Source organism: Brevibacillus sp. 7WMA2, assembly GCF_010748895.1.
Classification (GTDB): Bacteria; Bacillota; Bacilli; order Brevibacillales; family Brevibacillaceae; genus Brevibacillus_B; species Brevibacillus_B halotolerans.
On sequence record NZ_CP048799.1, the window covers coordinates 4,393,903 to 4,410,444 of the forward strand.

Annotated in this window: 16 protein-coding genes; 11 read left to right on the plus strand and 5 right to left on the minus strand. The window is 40.0% G+C overall.

Going from position 1 to position 16,542, the window contains the following annotated elements; translation table 11 throughout:
- Positions 1-11 precede the first annotated feature (11 nt).
- The 9 genes from GOP56_RS18895 to GOP56_RS18935 all read left to right on the plus strand — a co-directional run bounded on the left by GOP56_RS18895 (position 12) and on the right by GOP56_RS18935 (position 9,587).
- Positions 12-1,022 carry a MupA/Atu3671 family FMN-dependent luciferase-like monooxygenase gene (locus GOP56_RS18895; RefSeq protein WP_163246288.1) on the plus strand — a complete coding sequence of 337 codons (1,011 nt, stop codon included), beginning with the start codon at positions 12-14 and terminating at the stop codon, positions 1,020-1,022.
- A 15-nt stretch (positions 1,023-1,037) separates the two neighbouring features.
- A complete protein-coding gene (locus GOP56_RS18900) occupies positions 1,038-1,301 on the plus strand; it encodes an acyl carrier protein (protein ID WP_003335569.1) in 264 nt (87 codons plus the stop codon).
- Complete coding sequence (locus tag GOP56_RS18905) at positions 1,301-2,416, plus strand: aminoacyl--tRNA ligase-related protein (RefSeq protein ID WP_163246289.1); 1,116 nt, start codon at positions 1,301-1,303, stop codon at positions 2,414-2,416. The genes GOP56_RS18900 and GOP56_RS18905 overlap by 1 nt, the downstream gene beginning before the upstream one ends.
- A gap of 39 nt (positions 2,417-2,455) precedes the next feature.
- On the plus strand, positions 2,456-3,661 hold the full coding sequence (locus GOP56_RS18910; RefSeq protein WP_163246290.1) for an aldehyde dehydrogenase family protein: 1,206 nt from the start codon (positions 2,456-2,458) through the stop codon (positions 3,659-3,661).
- Positions 3,662-3,681: 20 nt separating this feature from the next.
- Complete coding sequence (locus GOP56_RS18915; protein WP_163246291.1) at positions 3,682-5,397, plus strand: thiamine pyrophosphate-binding protein; 1,716 nt, start codon at positions 3,682-3,684, stop codon at positions 5,395-5,397.
- Positions 5,398-5,464: 67 nt separating this feature from the next.
- Entirely contained in the window at positions 5,465-6,427 is a 963-nt protein-coding gene (locus GOP56_RS18920; RefSeq protein WP_163246292.1) for a hypothetical protein, read from the plus strand.
- A gap of 31 nt (positions 6,428-6,458) precedes the next feature.
- The gene (locus GOP56_RS18925; protein ID WP_003335564.1) at positions 6,459-7,028 is read left to right on the plus strand and encodes a hypothetical protein; all 570 of its coding nucleotides are present in this window, start codon (positions 6,459-6,461) and stop codon (positions 7,026-7,028) included.
- Between the two features lie 32 nt (positions 7,029-7,060).
- Positions 7,061-8,206 carry a cysteine peptidase family C39 domain-containing protein gene (locus tag GOP56_RS18930; RefSeq protein WP_163246293.1) on the plus strand — a complete coding sequence of 382 codons (1,146 nt, stop codon included), beginning with the start codon at positions 7,061-7,063 and terminating at the stop codon, positions 8,204-8,206.
- 25 nt (positions 8,207-8,231) lie between these two features.
- Entirely contained in the window at positions 8,232-9,587 is a 1,356-nt protein-coding gene (locus tag GOP56_RS18935) for a class I adenylate-forming enzyme family protein (protein WP_163246294.1), read from the plus strand.
- 159 nt (positions 9,588-9,746) lie between these two features.
- On the opposite strand, the gene GOP56_RS18940 is transcribed toward GOP56_RS18935, so the two are convergent.
- Positions 9,747-10,226 carry a GNAT family N-acetyltransferase gene (locus GOP56_RS18940; RefSeq protein WP_163246295.1) on the minus strand — a complete coding sequence of 160 codons (480 nt, stop codon included), beginning with the start codon at positions 10,224-10,226 and terminating at the stop codon, positions 9,747-9,749.
- 271 nt (positions 10,227-10,497) lie between these two features.
- Between GOP56_RS18940 and GOP56_RS24440 the strand changes: the two genes are divergently transcribed.
- The gene (locus GOP56_RS24440) at positions 10,498-10,575 is read left to right on the plus strand and encodes an HAD hydrolase family protein (protein WP_371808000.1); all 78 of its coding nucleotides are present in this window, start codon (positions 10,498-10,500) and stop codon (positions 10,573-10,575) included.
- Positions 10,576-10,768: 193 nt separating this feature from the next.
- Positions 10,769-11,461 (plus strand): M24 family metallopeptidase, encoded by a 693-nt coding sequence (locus GOP56_RS18950; protein WP_163246296.1) that lies wholly within the window; start codon positions 10,769-10,771, stop codon positions 11,459-11,461.
- A gap of 152 nt (positions 11,462-11,613) precedes the next feature.
- Here GOP56_RS18950 and GOP56_RS18955 read toward each other — a convergent pair whose 3' ends face one another.
- From GOP56_RS18955 to GOP56_RS18970, 4 genes are all read right to left on the minus strand, one after another.
- Positions 11,614-12,168: a metal-dependent hydrolase gene (locus GOP56_RS18955; protein WP_163246297.1), complete on the minus strand. Its 555-nt coding sequence runs from the start codon at positions 12,166-12,168 to the stop codon at positions 11,614-11,616.
- Positions 12,169-12,485: 317 nt separating this feature from the next.
- Positions 12,486-13,343 carry a 1,4-dihydroxy-6-naphtoate synthase gene (locus tag GOP56_RS18960; RefSeq protein ID WP_163246298.1) on the minus strand — a complete coding sequence of 286 codons (858 nt, stop codon included), beginning with the start codon at positions 13,341-13,343 and terminating at the stop codon, positions 12,486-12,488.
- Positions 13,340-14,056 (minus strand): futalosine hydrolase, encoded by a 717-nt coding sequence (locus tag GOP56_RS18965; protein ID WP_003345069.1) that lies wholly within the window; start codon positions 14,054-14,056, stop codon positions 13,340-13,342. Before GOP56_RS18965 ends, GOP56_RS18960 begins: the two co-directional genes overlap by 4 nt.
- A gap of 274 nt (positions 14,057-14,330) precedes the next feature.
- A complete protein-coding gene (locus tag GOP56_RS18970; RefSeq protein WP_031309526.1) occupies positions 14,331-15,314 on the minus strand; it encodes a glutaminase in 984 nt (327 codons plus the stop codon).
- Positions 15,315-16,542 lie beyond the last annotated feature (1,228 nt).

Genomic DNA, 16,542 nt, shown 5'->3' on the forward strand with positions numbered 1-16,542 from the left:
GTGAAAAATTAATGAAATTCTCAGTTAGCTTTTTTTCGAACGTAAATGATACTACAGCCCAAAACATGCAGGATCACTATGAATTTCTATTCGAAGTAATCCAATATGCGGAGAAGCATGACTGGTATGGTGTCTGGTTTCCTGAGAGGCATTATCATACCTTTGGTGGGTTATTTCCTAGTCCATCCGTTTTTGCAGCGGCTGTAGCAAGGGAAACAAAGAAACTTCGCATTCAAGTTGGAAGCGTCATATTGCCTCTCCATTCGCCCATTCGAATTGCAGAAGAATGGGCAATGGTGGATCAATTGTCAAAAGGGCGAGTAAGTATTTCCTTTGCTTCTGGCTGGAACCCCAACGATTTTAAAGAAAATCCAGAGCATTTCGATCAGCGGAAAATACGAATGTGGCAGGGAATAGAAAGGATTGAAAACCTTTGGAATGACAAAGAAACAGATGTAACTATATTTCCAAAACCCTATCAACAACAAATCCCGATTTATGTAACAGTAGCTTCTTCTAAAGAAACCTGTTATGAGGCTGGAAAACATGGATACCATTTGTTAACCCATTTTATTTTTAATGATATGAATGATGTAAAGCAAAAGATTGAGTTGTATCATGCTGGATTACGTGAGGGAGGTCATAGCATAGAAGACAAAGATGTAACTATCTTGCTTCACACCTATCTTGATCATGATCTTGAAATGGTAGAAAAGACTGTAAAGAATGCTTTTTTTGAGTATCAGCATGCATTCCTGTCATTGGCAGAGGTGATCCCCCATTATGAAAGTAAACGAGAAGAAGAGATTGCAAAAACAATGATGCTTAGGAAATATTCTCCTCATTATTCCTTGCTAGGTACTCCAGAGACTTGTTCGACTGTATTGAGGAAGCTAGAGGAGATCGGGGTTACGCAAGTTGCTGCTCTGATAGACTTTGGATTACAAAGACAGAAAATCATGGAGAGCTTGGAACGATTGCAGCTACTTGTAAAAGAGGAGAATGCCCAGACTATTCGATGAAAGGGAATGGAAAAAATGAAACAAGCGAAGATACGTAAAATCCTACAAGACCTGCTTGAAATCAAGGAACCTATTACTGAATGTGACGACTTAACAAAAATGGGGTTAGATTCTATGACTACAATTCGTTTAATTGTAGCACTAGAGCAAGCATTTGATCTGGAATTTAGTGAGGAAGATCTCTTGTTGGATAATTTTCGAACTGTTGAGAAAATAAGTGGTTTAATCAATGTAAGACAATCAGAGAAATTAGTTTATACAGAAAAGAGTGAGTGCTAATGAAAAAACAGTATCATGTAGCCGGAACACTTTCTCAATCGCAGGCAGAAGCGATTACTTCGAAATTGGTGTATAGTCTTGAGGGGATTTCTCATTGCTCCTTCTATCCTGAAACAAAGCAAATTGAAATTGACATCGTTGATAAAAGCAAAGAAACACAGATTGACCAGGTTATTCAGACCATGATTGAGGAGCAAAAGAGTATACGTTCTTTTCCTAATCGGATCATACGAAAGACCGATGGAGACATCACAAAAATACGAATCAATGAGGAAGAAATGCTAGCAGAGTTTTCAGAGCTTATTCGAAAGGAGTCTGCTGTTACTTTATATGAGGCATTACAACGTCTTTTTGCGGAATACGCAGAATCTAAACAAGCGAGGGCGAGAATATATTCGTCCTTAATTCCAAGACAGACAATGGAAAAATGCCAGTATGTGAAAAACTTCCCACAAAACCTTTATGTAGTTGCCGAATTTCCTCATGAGTATGAGGTGCTTAATCAGGTTGGTCAAACTGATAACTATGAAAAATATACTCGTTGCAGTGAGTATCTTCTTTCACCAGCTCTATGTTTTCATTGCTATGAGGAGTATTCTAATCAGACATTGCATGAACCATTATTACTTAGTACAGAAGGGATTTGTTTCCGTCATGAGGCACCATGGCGTTTGGGAAAACATCGACTTCATAATTTTCGAATGAGAGAGTTTGTTTTTATAGGGAATGAGTCCTTTGTCGAAGAAACAAGGTCCTTTTTTTTAGATTTAATATGGAAATTATTTGTTGATTTAGGATTTAATGGTTACATAGAGACGGCACATGATCCCTTTTATTTTCCTCATCATGCTGAGAAAAGTCAGTATCAGCTAATGGCTCACATGAAATATGAGCTAATTATCTCAACTGACATGGGGAATTTTTCAATTGCGTCATTTAATAATGTAAAAGACACGCTATGTAAAGAGTTTGGCATTACTGAACCAAATGGTTCAATATTGCATTCAGGATGTGTGGCTTTTGGGATTGATCGGTGGGTATATGCCTTACTGGCTGTATATGGTACACAGCTTCATGAATGGCCTGCTCAGATAAGAGAAATCTTGGATTTATAAATTCTTACCTTTAGATAAATAGAAGGAGGCTTATTACTAATGATTTTTGCTACAAACGAAAGAGACGTGCAATTAAAACGATTGGACAAGCTTATTTCAGGAATTCGAACGAATAAAGCAGAACTGTTAGAAATTTTAACGGAGATTGCTACTTATGATAGTGCTGAGGCTGAGATAGAATCTTCCCTCTCTACTCTACTTGGAGCTGAACAGGAAGTGGAGCGCTACAATCCTCCTCCTATTAATCGGATTGCAGTTTATCATTCATCAAACGTTTTGTTGTACTCCTATGTCTTATATGCTGCTATTCCAAGTTTATTTTGCAAGGAAATCTTGATTAGACCCTCTACAAAAGCTTTATCTACAATGGTAAAGCTTCATGATTTCATAATGAAACAGGCGGATATGCCATCCCAGCTACTTTCTATTTCTCAACGGAAATTCAGAGAACAGGCAGGACAGTCAGATGTAGTTGTCTTTACCGGGAATTATGAGAATAGTTTGAAGGTGCAAAAAACCTATCCACACTCTTTGTTCTTGTATTTTGGAGCGGGAATTAATCCATTTATCGTTGGACAAAAAGCAAATCTAGCAGATGCTTCTAAGCGAGCTGTAGCTGCACGCGTCTATAATTCGGGACAGGATTGTATGTGCCCCAACGTTTATTTTGTCCACGAGAATATTAAAGAGAATTTTCTATCTACACTGATTCAGGACATTAAAGAATTACGCATTGGTAAGCGAAATGAACCAGGCAATGTAATAGCTCCGTTATTTTATGAGGGGTTGTCAGAGCAGGCACAGGAGTATTTCACACCAATAAAAGATCGTATTGTTTACGGTGGATCGGTGGATGTGTCCAGTAATTATGTAGAGCCTACTGTTGTCGTGTCCTCTATTGAAAAAATTGGTGAGGTAATTGAGTTTTTCTGTCCGATCTTTCATGTTGTAACCTATCGAGATGAACAAGAGGTAATAGATTGGTTACATGCTCCTGAGCGTATAGAGAGTACTCTTGGTGCTTCTGTTTTTGGAATACCAGAATTAGCTGAAAAATTACGCTCTACCCACATCGTGTCAGAAAATGTAAGCCTGTACGATATTGAAAACGGAAATAGCCCGTTTGGTGGTTATGGTTTACAGGCAAATTATGTGTGTTATCAGGGCAGTTTTACTAGTCGTCCTCTTTTAATCTCTAAAGAAGTATCAGTCGCATTCAACAATAAGGAACTACATCATTCATAACTAAAGAAGGATGTGAAATAATGGAAGCAATAGAAAGTCTGACGATCTGGGATGCTTATGCAAGAGTACTTGCGGAACAGGGCATAACAAAGCTGTTTGGTATGGTGGGAGATGGTGGGGGGTTAATTGAATCCGCTTATAAAAAAGAAGGATTAGGCATTTTCACGGCACGTGACCAGCGAATAGCGGTTGGAATGGCAATGGGGCATGCTCAGGTGTCAGGGAATCCAGCCGTGCTTGTTACTAGCCCAGGACCTGGAATTGCAAACTGCATAATGGGTGTTTTAGAGGCATATTCGGCCGCTGTACCTTTAATTATTATCTCCAATGCTACTGCACGGAACATGCGCGGTGAAGGGGCATTTCAAGAAACCAATTCCATTGCCATGATGCAACCCGTGACTAAATGGTGTTATCGTGTAGAGCATCCAGAGAAAGCCATTTGGGCTTTGCGACGTGCTATTTTTCTAGCTGTTAATGGAAAACCGGGGCCAATCTATCTTGAGATTCCAGATGATCTAACATGGATGGAGCTAAGCAGTGAATCGTTCTCTGATGCTGATAAAAGAAATCTTGATGAACAAGGACCGATTTTTTCGCAGCCTGAAGAAGAGAGTATACGTAATTTATTCGCTCAACTAACGAAAGCAAAGCGTCCTATCCTCCTGTTAGGCGGGGGGTGTCAACATCGACCGTTTGTGTCTGAATTAACAATCTCTTTAGCAGAGGCACACGGATTAGCTATCTTTACTACAGCATCTGGAAGAGGAATCGTAGATGAGAGGCATCCCAATGCTTTTGGAAATGTAGGCTTGTATACGTTACCGCAAATCAAGAAGCTCCTTTTTGAGGCAGATTTGATTATAGCGATTGGAACTCAGTTAGAGGAGACAGCTTTAATGGGGTGGAAGGAGGCCTTATTACATTCATTCTTTGTACATATTGATTGCCATTATGAGTCGCTGGAACGTTCTGTTCATGCCAATTACAGGTTGCTTGGAGATGCCCAACTGTCTTTGCAACTCTTGTGGAAAATGTCATGCGGGAATCTGAATTGGATTACGACTAACAAAAATGAGTGGATAAAAAGAATGCAGGAGGTAAAAAAAGAAGCTCTGTCAGTATGGGCAGAAGTAGAAGATATAAAAGCACCTGTGAGAAGGATGCTTAAGGGAATCGAACATGAATTTGGAGAGCATGTTATCTTGGTTCAAGATAATGGGCTACATGATATGTGGGGATATTCGTATCCTGTTTATACGGTGGCTCCGCCCAGCCGTACAGTGGTTCCCGGTGAACAAACAGCCCTAGGTTTACCGATGGGGATATCCTTAGGAGCTAAGATTGCTGCTAGAAAAGCGAATGTTATTGCCTTACTTGGAGACGGTTCGTTTGAAATGGGATATTCAGCTGTGGGCAGTGCCGCTGAGCATCAATTAGGTATCACTTTTATTGTCATAAATAATGGTGGATTTTCTTGGCCAAGATTTCAGCAAAGCATGAGCGAAATAGAAATAGGCTGCTCTTTTCAAATAGAGCTAGACTATGCAGCTTTAGCTAAATCGGTTGGCGGCTATTATGCTAAACTGACTGACCCAAATGAGTACCAAAATGCATTAAAAGAAGCAAGGCTGTATACAGAACAAAATAAGATTGCTTTGCTAGAATTAATAGTTAATTGGGATCAAGATTTACCAATTACGGTGATGATGCAATATGGAGACAAAGAACAGTAAGTATGTCTCATGGGAACATTCGATTAAAAAAGGTATGTAGATGTCTAAATAAGCTAGGAGGAATCCCATGAATCTGGCTATTCCCACACACCACCCTGTCATGTATAACAAGCGAAAGGAATTTTTAGATTGCTTAGAGTATCTTATTTGTTCTTATATTCAAGGATTTGGAGTGCCGTATCACTGGCTTTTGTCCGACAGATGGGGATTTTATTATCGAAGCATTGATGATTTTACAGCAGCCAAGGAAGAGGTATTAATACCTTTTCCAGATACATTACAAAAAATTTACAAGGCAGAGTTCCTTCATTATGAAAAACGAGAGCTATTGGATGTAGTGAAGGAAACCATTAATCAAAATCGACATCTTTTCACTGTTGTGGACGGTAGATTCTTTCCATGGTATACGGATATGGAAATTTTCTCTCATTTTGTTTTAATTCAAGACTATGATCCTGTATCCAAGCTTTTTTATATAACAGATTTATGGCCGTATGAATTTTCTGACTGGTTCCCGATTGAACCTACCAAACAAGCTTATGAAGTAGAAGGCAGGTATAGCTTTACATTGACCGAACCATCCCTACAAATCAATGACGAACTGCTTCGACAGCAATTTAGGTCCGTGTGTAACAAAATTAATGGTACTGATACCGGATATGTGGGCTATCTCAGCGGACAAAAAGCACTCCTTGCGTGTCAGCAAGATATGATATTACATGGGAAAGACTTAGGAGCTCATCTGGATAAAATATTTGACATGTTAAAACGAGTAATAAACTATCGAGATGGATTTCTTGAATTCATTTTATATGCAGATCGGGATCAAACAAGCCCAGTTTACAAGGAAATAGACCCGGCACTAATTATTTTAGTAGAAGAGACGGTAAATATTTGGGCTGTCTTTCGAAATTACTTAATTAAGGCAAAGGTTACAGGAAGCACTAATTTTCAAAAACAGATTGATTGGGTGAATAAAATCATTGAAAAAGAAAAAGAAGTTTATGAAAAAATAATCAAATATTTATAAATTGATAGAAAAGTATTGAGGTGCTTGAACAATGGATATGAGAGAGGCACATATAATTGATTTGGCATCCATTTATAATACAAAAGGAGTATCAATCCAAGACCCAAAGCTGGTTGCTCAGCTGGATCATATACACAGCAGCATTCCAGGAGAGATATTTCCAAGCGATGAAGTAATTTCATACCAAGGAATCCCTTTTGCCTTTCCATTAACTGAAGCGGTTGATAACGATGTTATAAGTTGTGATGGCCAAATCGTTGAAGTAAACGCTCAAAGGTCCTTTCAAACCTTAGCTTTCCTCGGTTTTTCATTATTTGGCGATTATCAGGATAAATTTACAATTCATTATGCGGATGGGGTGGAAGAAGAAGTGCGATTTGGTTTAACTAACTGGAAACAGTATAAAACTGGAACGCCACTATTTGGAGAGCAGATAGCGATGTCTCTCCCCTATTATGTAGAGAACATGATCCTTACTGAACTCCCAAGAACCGTTTGGCTGCAAAAAGTAACTCTTCAGCATTCGGGGCACATCAAGCAAGTTATACTGCCAAGAAATCCATATTTGATTGTAATTGCTCTTACTCTGTGTAACGTATAGAGCCTACAGGTTGGAAAGGAAGCGTTACAGCAATGAAAATACCATTTCTACCAGAAAGAAAAGCTCCTTACTACTCTATTTGTCTTCATGTCATCTTGCATGAGCGATTAAGAAATGAGGGAATGACTAGTTTTCTTAGCTTACATCCTAATCTAGAGATGTATAGTGTAACCGTTTATTCTAAGAAACAAGACACAATCAACATGCAGTATGGTTTATGGGATGAATATATAGACTCTTTCCGTTTAGGTAAGCTGGGTTACGGAATCAGCCCAGAGCATATGGGTTATGAAGTAGAGAATATCTCGTTTGCTTCCTATGAGGAAGGAAAACCAGCTATTATTCGTAATATTCAAAACGGAAAACTTTCGTTGATTGGTGCTTCATATTTTCACCTGCCTTATAGCGAATTTTATCATAGTGATAAGTATCTAATAAATTACAGTAGTCTCCACCCCGGAATTACGAAGCATTGGATATCTGTATATGGGATAGATGAGCAGAAAGCACTGATCTATGATGGTGTTCCGGGAGATTACGTTGGGAGTATACAACTTCAGGACTTTGAAGCGTGCTGGCGTGGAGATCGAGCTATAAAACAATTAGAAAACAATTCGAAAGTACAGGGGAAAAAAGAGTTTCAAATGCTACAGCTATATGAAGTTTCAAAAATAGAACAAAGTGATGTTATGAAACTAATGGAGAGTGTAGCCACTACAGTTGCTTTTGAATATACTCGGGGGTTGATCATTCGAGAAAATAACGAAACACATTACTTTGGAAGAAGTGCAATTCATCAGTTAGTAGAGGATTTGGGCTCCTATTTACAGGATGATCAACTAGGCGGGGAACACCTTTCTGATTATGGTCAAGCTGTTTTGGAAATAAAACTGATGCGCTACTATTATCTGGATTTGCTTAAAGATTTGGTAATGTTATACGGTTTTGTTTATGAGGAGGACTTGGCCCAGTTTGAGAAGATTGTGAAACGATGGGAAGTCATCAACATTGGTCTGATGAAGCATATTTTACGACAGTCACCACTTAAAAAGTTTTTAAAAACAACAATTGAGTCAATAGAGCAAGTGGGGATGCAGGAGAATCAATTTTTTATTGAGTTTCTTCACAGACACTCTCATATTTCCTTAGTAGAGCCCATAAAAACAATCCAAATATGATCTCCCAGAGAAGGGAAGAAGCGGCTTGATAAATTATGAGGTTTTTGTTGGTAATACATCCTATACAGCACTTATTAAACAAGAAATACAACAGCTTACGCTTTGTATGAATCATCAGGGAGTTTCAGCAGGTAATCTGGTTGCGATTGCTATTCACGAACCCATCTCTTGGTTGGTTGCCTATTATGCCTGCAAAGAACTGGAGGCAGTTCCTGTTGTGATCGGAAAGGTGGCCGAATTAGATAAACAACTGGAGATAGTCCGAGCTGACTATGTGTGCTATACAAGCGATCATTATAAGATACAAATTGAGAGCCTATCTGTGGTAAAGGAAAGAAATATACCTAGCAATACAGGGCTCATCTGCAGAACCTCAGGCTCAACTGTAGGAATGCCTAAATATGTAGCCTGGAGTAAAGAAGGGATTACGTATCAGAAACAGGAGACGACACGAGTATTCGGATACAAAGAGGGAGAACGGCTTCTTTTTACATTGCCACTTTGGGGAGCTTATGGATTAAGTATTGTGGGAGTTTTGGAACACAACAGTATGGATTTGGTTATTCCTGCTAATTTACGTCCGCGCTCCATAATTACCGTTCTGGAAAAGCAAAACGTCTGCTGGGTAGAAAGCGCTCCTTTTTTTTATCAAACTATGCTTCCTTATCTATTAAAAGAGCAGAGAGGGATTGAAGAAATTGGAGTAAAGGGATGGGGCTGTGGAGGCGACCTGCTTACCCATACTTTTGTTCAACAATGGGTGAAAATGACAGGGGTTCCCATATTGGATGGTTATGGATTAACGGAAGCGGGTCCTAATGTATCACTGAATCGTCCTTATGATTATTGTTATGGAACCGTCGGCAAACCTCTTAGCGGAACAGAAATCAATTTTTCTGAGGATAGAGAGTTGTGGGTTCGAAGCCCTTCAGTAATGCTAGGTTATTATGCCAATGGACAAGTAGATGCTTCGATGCTTCTTAATGGATGGCTGTCTACTGGTGATATGGCAACGAGAGATGAACATGGATACGTGACTATTTTGGGAAGAAAAAAGAATATCATTATTGTCAATGGATATAATGTCAGCCCGGAATATGTGGAAAGAACGATCAGAGAACATCACGGAATAAGAGACGTAGCTGTTGTAGGGGTCCCTCATCCAACACGTGGAAATCGATTGTGTGCTTTTGTAGTGGGGGATGCTTCTCTTACAAAAAGAGATATTGACCTATTTATAAAGGATAAGGTAGACGAGCCTTCCCGACCAAGTTTTTATGAAATAATCCCCCATCTACCGGTACTTGCTAACGGAAAGACAGATCGAAATCAACTGAAAGCGATAGCTGAAGTCCGATTTGGTCAAGAAAGTTTCGTGTAGCCACCTGTAAGTAATAGGACGTCAATAAAGGAGACATGTAGTTTCAGACTATCTATCGACAAACCTCTTTTATGTTAATGACATAAAGTGGGGTTTGTTTTATTTTTCGTTTGAAAAAAGTTATATAAAGATGAAAAAATGTAATCATGGATTTATATTTTAGGATGTGGTTAGACTTTTTTGCATCTGATAATTACCTAACAAAATCCCTCGGCGCACGACAGTTTGAGCCTCGATCGATTCATATCCATGGGATTCGAAAAAGGGCTTAGCCGTAATGCTTGCATGTGTAGTGATTGTAGTAAGACCAAGTTTTTTAGCTTCTTTTTCAACACAACGTAATAATCGGGAAGCAATTCCTTGCCTCTGAAAATCCTTATGGACGTAAAGTCTATCTAAATAGCCTTGAATCGTCATATCACAAAACCCAACGATTGTACGGTTTATTTCAGCGACATATGTTCTATTAAGGCGTAGTGACTCTGGCCAACTGATCAGCTTGTTCATTTGTTCGTCCGCTGGAGCCCAAGCATTGAGCTGTTCTGGTGAGTAGTCATGTGCCGCAATAGAATGAACTGTATCATAAAAGAGTGAGACCAGATGCTCTGTATCCGATTCAGTATACATTCGAACGATCATTATCATCTTCCTTTTCATATTGTAATAAATAAGAAAACAGTATAATGCTATGGAAAAAGAAAAAGCAATCTTTTACAATCATTATATCTGATTTGATATTTGGCTGCTTCCGACTCTTATTTGACAATCTATTTTGAAAATTTTTGCATTCTCCTGTGATCAGCTTGATGTTCTGTCTGCTAGATTGGAAAAACTTGATGTGACATAGCATTATCATTCAACAGAGGGGATTCTGGATATTACATATAAAGGTGTTAATAAATGGACAGCTTTGCAGCAATGGGGGATTCAAAAGGATCAAATGGTTTGCTTTGGAAACGATCTGAATGACCTCCCGATGTTTCAATAGGTTACTACTCTGTATTGATTGGCAAGTGTGAACCTTTGCAGGCTTTTGCGCGGAGGAACATAGCATTTGATGATCAAATAGAACAAAATATGATCACTACATTACAGGAGCTATGCTTCCGATTTGCTGAAGTGAAATAGCCAAAAATACTTATACGATCAATGTAGAATTGATAGAAAGAGGTGTATTAGCTTTGCAACGATCATTAGAAGAGAGACGTGCAGGATTACGTGAAGCGGAAAGAAAAGCAGAAGAGTTATTCAAACAGGTTGAAGAGAAGGGAATATTGCACAGTGGAGTAACGGAAAAGCAGGTGAATAAAGAAATATATGAATTGGCTTTTCAAATGTATGGTATCAAAAAATATTGGCATAAACGGATTGTAAGAGCGGGTAAAAATACACTGTATCCTTACCGTGAGAATCCCCCAGACCTAACGATCTCTGAGGAGGATATTATTTTTCTTGATTTCGGCCCCATTTTTGAAGAATGGGAAGCGGATTTTGGACGGACATACGTGCTTGGAACTGATCCATATAAGCTAAAGCTACGTGATGATATCGAGAAAGCTTGGCAGGATGGGAAGGACTTTTTCCTATCAAAACCCAATATAACGGGAAGTGAGCTATTCGAATATATGTGTCGTCTCGCAGAGCAGTATGGATGGGAATATGGAGGACCGCACGCAGGTCATCTAATAGGGGAATTCCCTCATGAGCGAATTCAAGGGGATGAGGTAGAGAATTACATCCATGCTGATAATAACATTGACATGCGAGAGCCTGATAAGGATGGGAGACCGCGAGATTGGATCTTAGAGGTGCATTTTATTGATCGTGAGCGTGAAATCGGAGGGTTTTTTGAGCAGTTATTAACAGTCGAATAGCCTTGGGGGAGTTGAATTTTATAAAAAATAAGCAGGGAATCAATGAGCTTTCGATAAGAAATGAATAAAAAGAGCGTCCGCAATAAAGGAGACGCTCTTTTTTATTCATTCTTGTACTGCCGCAATCATATCAGAGCGGCAGGCCATTGTTATTAACGTATCAGCAACGAATTGATCAGCTCTGATGCCATTTTCAATAAGGCTTGCAGTTGAATCGCTAATGAACTGCTTAGCTCAGCAAACATGCTAGCGTCCATTGATACAATAATGAGCAGAAGGCAGGCGATAAATACGCCTTTTTCTACGGAGCTTCCCGTTTTAAAAGCAAGAGGCAATTTTATTCTTGCTTTACTAAAAGGATAGAACAGGGGTACACCGGCGACCGTTAATAAATCCCCTACGATATGAAAGAGATATCCAATCCACAAGCCTAAAAATACGTTCTCCTTCATAAAGAATCCAAGGGGAAATAAACAAAGCCAAAAAGGCAGAGCATGTGTCAGGCCACGGTGTCCTAATGTTTTACTCATTACCCTCGATGTTTTGGATAGTTTTTTACCTATGTAAGATTTAGGATGGTCAATATCGGGCAATAAGCTTCCCACAGCTACTCCTATTACATAGTCTGTTTGGAATGGGATATCCAAAAACTTCGCTACACATACCCCAGCCAGTGTTGAAAAAGCAATATGCGTTTTATACTTCAAGATGCTCCCCCTCTTTTTGCTGTAAACAAAGAGGGAATAATTCGTACTGCAGATGATACCGCTCTTTGAATAGCTTCTGATAAAAAAGAGAACTTTTGTTCTCTTTTTTATACTACCATATTTCTTTGCAGGTGGGCAGTCTTTCTTGAAATAATTTACTTTTTAGTGGGAAACCATACCGCTTCAAATAAAAGACGCGTAAAGGAGTAGTTTGCCAAAAAACACTGCCAGAAGAAAATGACTACATTCTCAAAATGGCGGCTTGTTTATTGACATTCTATGCCTGGAAGCGTTTGTTACTTTAAAAAGAAACTCGATTATCGCAATAATTTCAGATCAAACTCCGGAACAAGTCCTTCTTGTGCAGCGCGACTTAAAAGAGCAGTTACGGCCGCATATCCATCTTCCCCTAGATCCGCAGTAAATTTGTTTACATACAAATTAATATGAGCTTGGGTTACTGCTGGGTCCATTTCCTGAGCATGGTGCATGATATATTCTCTGGACGCTTCCGGATGTGCCCAAGCATATTCTACGGAGGCACGGGTCCAGCTAGCAATAGCATCCAAATCCAACGAGCGTCGAGCGATAATGGCACCTAGTGGAATCGGTAGTCCTGTATCCGTTTCCCACCAATTACCTAAGTCAGTCATCAAAGAAAGACCATAGGAAGGATAAGTAAAACGTGCTTCGTGGATTACTAAACCGGCATCAATTTTACCATCGCGTACAGCAGGCATAATTTCGTGGAAAGGCATTACAATAATTTCTCCTACTCCGCCGGGCACATTTTGGGCAGCCCATAGACGGAATAATAGATAAGCGGTGGAGCGTTCGCTAGGAACAGCTACGCGTTTGCCAGATAAAACGGAAGGCTCAGCTTGTTGTTGGGATGGCTGATCACTAGCAGACGAGTTTTTCGTTAAGACTAAGGGACCGCACCCTCTACCCAACGCTCCGCCACATGGCAGCAGGGCGTATTCCGACAATACCCAAGGAAGTGCAGCGTAGGAAATTTTGAGTACTTCTGGTCCAGTTAAACTAGCTGCAAGTCCATTCGTGATATCAATATCTGCATACATAACATCTAGGGCTGGAGCTTGGGGAATGAGTCCATGAACCCAAGCATGAAAAACAAATGTATCATTAGGGCAAGGGGAAAAGGCAATTTTCATCGTAACACCTCCACAAGTACTGAGCTTACTTTTTCAAGAGCTTCTAATGCTTCTTTTATACGCCAAGCAGAACGGTCGCGCGGACCTACAGGATTAGAAATAGTGCGAATTTCCAATACGGGAATCTCGAATTGCTGTGCGGCGGTTGCTACTCCATATCCCTCCATCGCTTCAGCAGTCGCTCCCACTATTCTGCTGGCTATGGCTGTGGCTGTTTCGGCACGGCCTGTTACTGTGGAAACCGTGAGAATTGAGCCCGTATGGGTAGGTAAACCGGCAATGCGCAGGGCTTCTGCTACACGCTTTGCCAGCGTAATGTCTACAGGGATTCGAGCAGAACCAAATCCTAGTTCGTCCAAGCTTAGAAATCCATCAGGGGTTTCGGCACCGAGATCGGCGGCCAAGATTTCATCTGCTACCACCACTGAAGCTATATCAGCTTTCTCTTTAAATCCACCAGCAATACCAGCGCAAATGACTACATCATATGCAGTCGCTGCCAACGTGCGTGCTGTACTAGCTGCGGCACAGACTGCACCGACCCCACCCACTAGAACGTTGAAGCCTTCTGCACCGTTTAAGCCGCGGATTACCGCTTCTTGTTCGGCTTCTACAGAGGTGACGATAAGTATACGTTTTAGTGATCGTGAGGATGGATTGTTCGAGTTTACAAATGTACCCGAAGAGATTTCTGCTTGTTTAGCTTGATTCATGTGAACAATCTCCTTTTCGTGTAAACCATAACGTGAGCTCTCGAAAGACTATATAAAACGAATCCTCTCTATAAAAAAGAAGGAAGCGGAATATAAAAGCTTCTGCCTCCAATTATACAAAGTTGAGCCGTTGAGTGAAACACTTTATAAGGCGTTCAAGTTTGAGTTATGCGTTGTCGACTACTGTTTTGGCTATCTGTATATAGATGGATGAAGACATAATAAAAAAGACTCCGATCTTATCTATCGGAGTCTCATGCACTTATCTTTTTAGCTAAAAAATACTTAAATCCCATTGCTGAGCCATTTCTTTTAGCAACAGGGAGCCAGCCACGCTATTGCCAACCTCATCAATCGAAGGACTAAAAATCCCAATTCCGCAACCATCGGCAAAAGGTAAGTCACGGGAGCGATAGCGAGGTGGTACAGCGGAGAGGATACCTCCAGAGACCCCGCTTTTCGTTGGAACGCCCACAAAGGCAGCGAATTTACCAGACGCGTTATACATTCCGCATGTCAGCATTAGGGATTTAGTGAAACGAGCTACGTCCTTAGGAAGTACTTGTTCCTGACGAATCGGGTGGTAGCCGTCTAGGGCCAGGATTAAGCCGATTAGGGCCGTATCCTTGGTCGTTACCTCAAGCGCGCACTGTTTTAAATAAACCTCCAGAGCACTCTCCACATCTCCGTCTAAGAAACCAATATCCTTCAGATAATAAGCTAAGGCGCGATTGCGGTGAGCAGTATTCCACTCTGACTGGAATACCTCTTCATTTAGTACGGGAGCGGTACCGATTAGTTGGATAAATAGCTTGTTAAGTGAATCCATTTTTTGGGTAACAGAATCACCAGCGAGCATAGATGAAACTGTAATGGCCCCCGCGTTAATCATTGGATTGTAGGGACGACCCGGTTTGCTCATTTCTAATCGAATAATCGAATTAAAAGCATCACCAGTAGGCTCTGCATCAACTCGCTGCAAAACATGCGGAATGCCATATTCCATACATACCGCGACTAGGCTGAGTACTTTAGAAATACTTTGCAATGTGAATGGAGCCTCACAATCGCCAGCGGTAATCATCGTTCCATCTGTACCTATTACAGTAACTCCTAGCTGATGAGGATTCATCTTGCCTAGGGCAGGTATATAGTCAGCACACTTCCCTTGAGAAGCTGCATCCTTAAATTGATCAATCCAATGTAACAATTGAGCAGATACTTGCTGATGCTGTTCTGTTTCTGACGGTGCCAAGATACTTGGGCTCATCTCAGATGCTCCCCTTTCATATTAAAAATAACTTGAATAACATACCAAGACAGGGGCACTGCCAGTTAGTATGACCTACATTCCCATATTCATATTAATGGTAGTGAGAATCGCCAGCTTAATGTGTCGTGGAACTCTATTTTAAAATCATAGAGGTGTAACAGCAAGTATATTTCCAAAAAAAGCTTATTTTTTTCAAGAGAGGGAGAATAGTGGAAAAAAAGAAAAAGCCACCAATTATAGGTGGCTTTATGGTTTCCATATTGTAAGCTGTCCCACATGACTTCATGTCGGTGTTTTATAACCTTATTCGAATTCTTTTTCCCTTACGACATAGTATCTGGAAAAAGATAGATATAGCATTTTTGAACCTCAAAACAACGAAAGCCCTACCTCTCTTCCGTCCTTACGGCTCCGATGACCGCGCCAGTGTGAATCGGGTAAATCAAAACGCTTGCCTGAAAATGAATTGCTTCTTTGGAAAATAGTTTTTGGACGTGAGATTTGAAAAACAGGTGAGAGTAATTCATTTCGAGGAAAAAAGAATTGGTTGGGTGAAGGTAAAAAATCATCTTAATATGAAAATCACAAGAATAATCGTAACATGTTGATAAACAAAAAGCAAATTCTATTAAAAAAATAAAAAAAATTTTAGAAATGTGTAATTTTACAAGTAACATTTATGATTTTTTGATATTATTTACTATAAGCTAATAAAGGCGATGGAGAAGCCGACCTATGATTACGGAGCTGGAGAAAAAGGATTTTCTAAAGCTTCAAGTGATTTTGAAGTGAAAAGCTAGCCTGTTTCTTTAAGCAGTGATTACAGGTAATCCTCCATATATTGTGTCTTTATTGACGATCCAGATCAACCTACTTTGTGACTGCAAGGCATTGGTGAATTTCATGTAATCGTAAGCATAGCTAATGATGTATTAGCAGTGCGAAACGATTGGATGCACAAAATCGGCTACGTTTGGACAAAAACATGAATCATTTCGCGATAGATGAAACCCAAAGCATGGCTCATTGAATGTATCGGTATCATATCAAGCTGCGTATAGAGACAACGAAACCCAAGGAGCTAGATATCTTTTAATGAAGGTATTCCCTCTAATGCGCTCTATACCAGACGAAAGCTCTTCCGTCTATCCATAAAGATTGATGATGAATTGTCTACAAGACTCCGCTCTTCTAAAACTACAGGGTTCTTGTT

Excerpts from the sequence above, each read along its gene's own strand:
- GOP56_RS18895 (WP_163246288.1), top strand. The coding sequence starts at position 12 with ATGAAATTCTCAGTTAGCTTTTTTTCGAACGTAAATGATACTACAGCC.
- GOP56_RS18900 (WP_003335569.1), top strand. The coding sequence starts at position 1,038 with ATGAAACAAGCGAAGATACGTAAAATCCTACAAGACCTGCTTGAAATC.
- GOP56_RS18905 (WP_163246289.1), top strand. The coding sequence starts at position 1,301 with ATGAAAAAACAGTATCATGTAGCCGGAACACTTTCTCAATCGCAGGCA.
- GOP56_RS18910 (WP_163246290.1), top strand. The coding sequence starts at position 2,456 with ATGATTTTTGCTACAAACGAAAGAGACGTGCAATTAAAACGATTGGAC.
- GOP56_RS18915 (WP_163246291.1), top strand. The coding sequence starts at position 3,682 with ATGGAAGCAATAGAAAGTCTGACGATCTGGGATGCTTATGCAAGAGTA.
- GOP56_RS18920 (WP_163246292.1), top strand. The coding sequence starts at position 5,465 with ATGAATCTGGCTATTCCCACACACCACCCTGTCATGTATAACAAGCGA.
- GOP56_RS18925 (WP_003335564.1), top strand. The coding sequence starts at position 6,459 with ATGGATATGAGAGAGGCACATATAATTGATTTGGCATCCATTTATAAT.
- GOP56_RS18930 (WP_163246293.1), top strand. The coding sequence starts at position 7,061 with ATGAAAATACCATTTCTACCAGAAAGAAAAGCTCCTTACTACTCTATT.
- GOP56_RS18940 (WP_163246295.1), bottom strand. The coding sequence starts at position 10,226 with ATGATCGTTCGAATGTATACTGAATCGGATACAGAGCATCTGGTCTCA.
- GOP56_RS18960 (WP_163246298.1), bottom strand. The coding sequence starts at position 13,343 with ATGAAAATTGCCTTTTCCCCTTGCCCTAATGATACATTTGTTTTTCAT.
- GOP56_RS18965 (WP_003345069.1), bottom strand. The coding sequence starts at position 14,056 with ATGAATCAAGCTAAACAAGCAGAAATCTCTTCGGGTACATTTGTAAAC.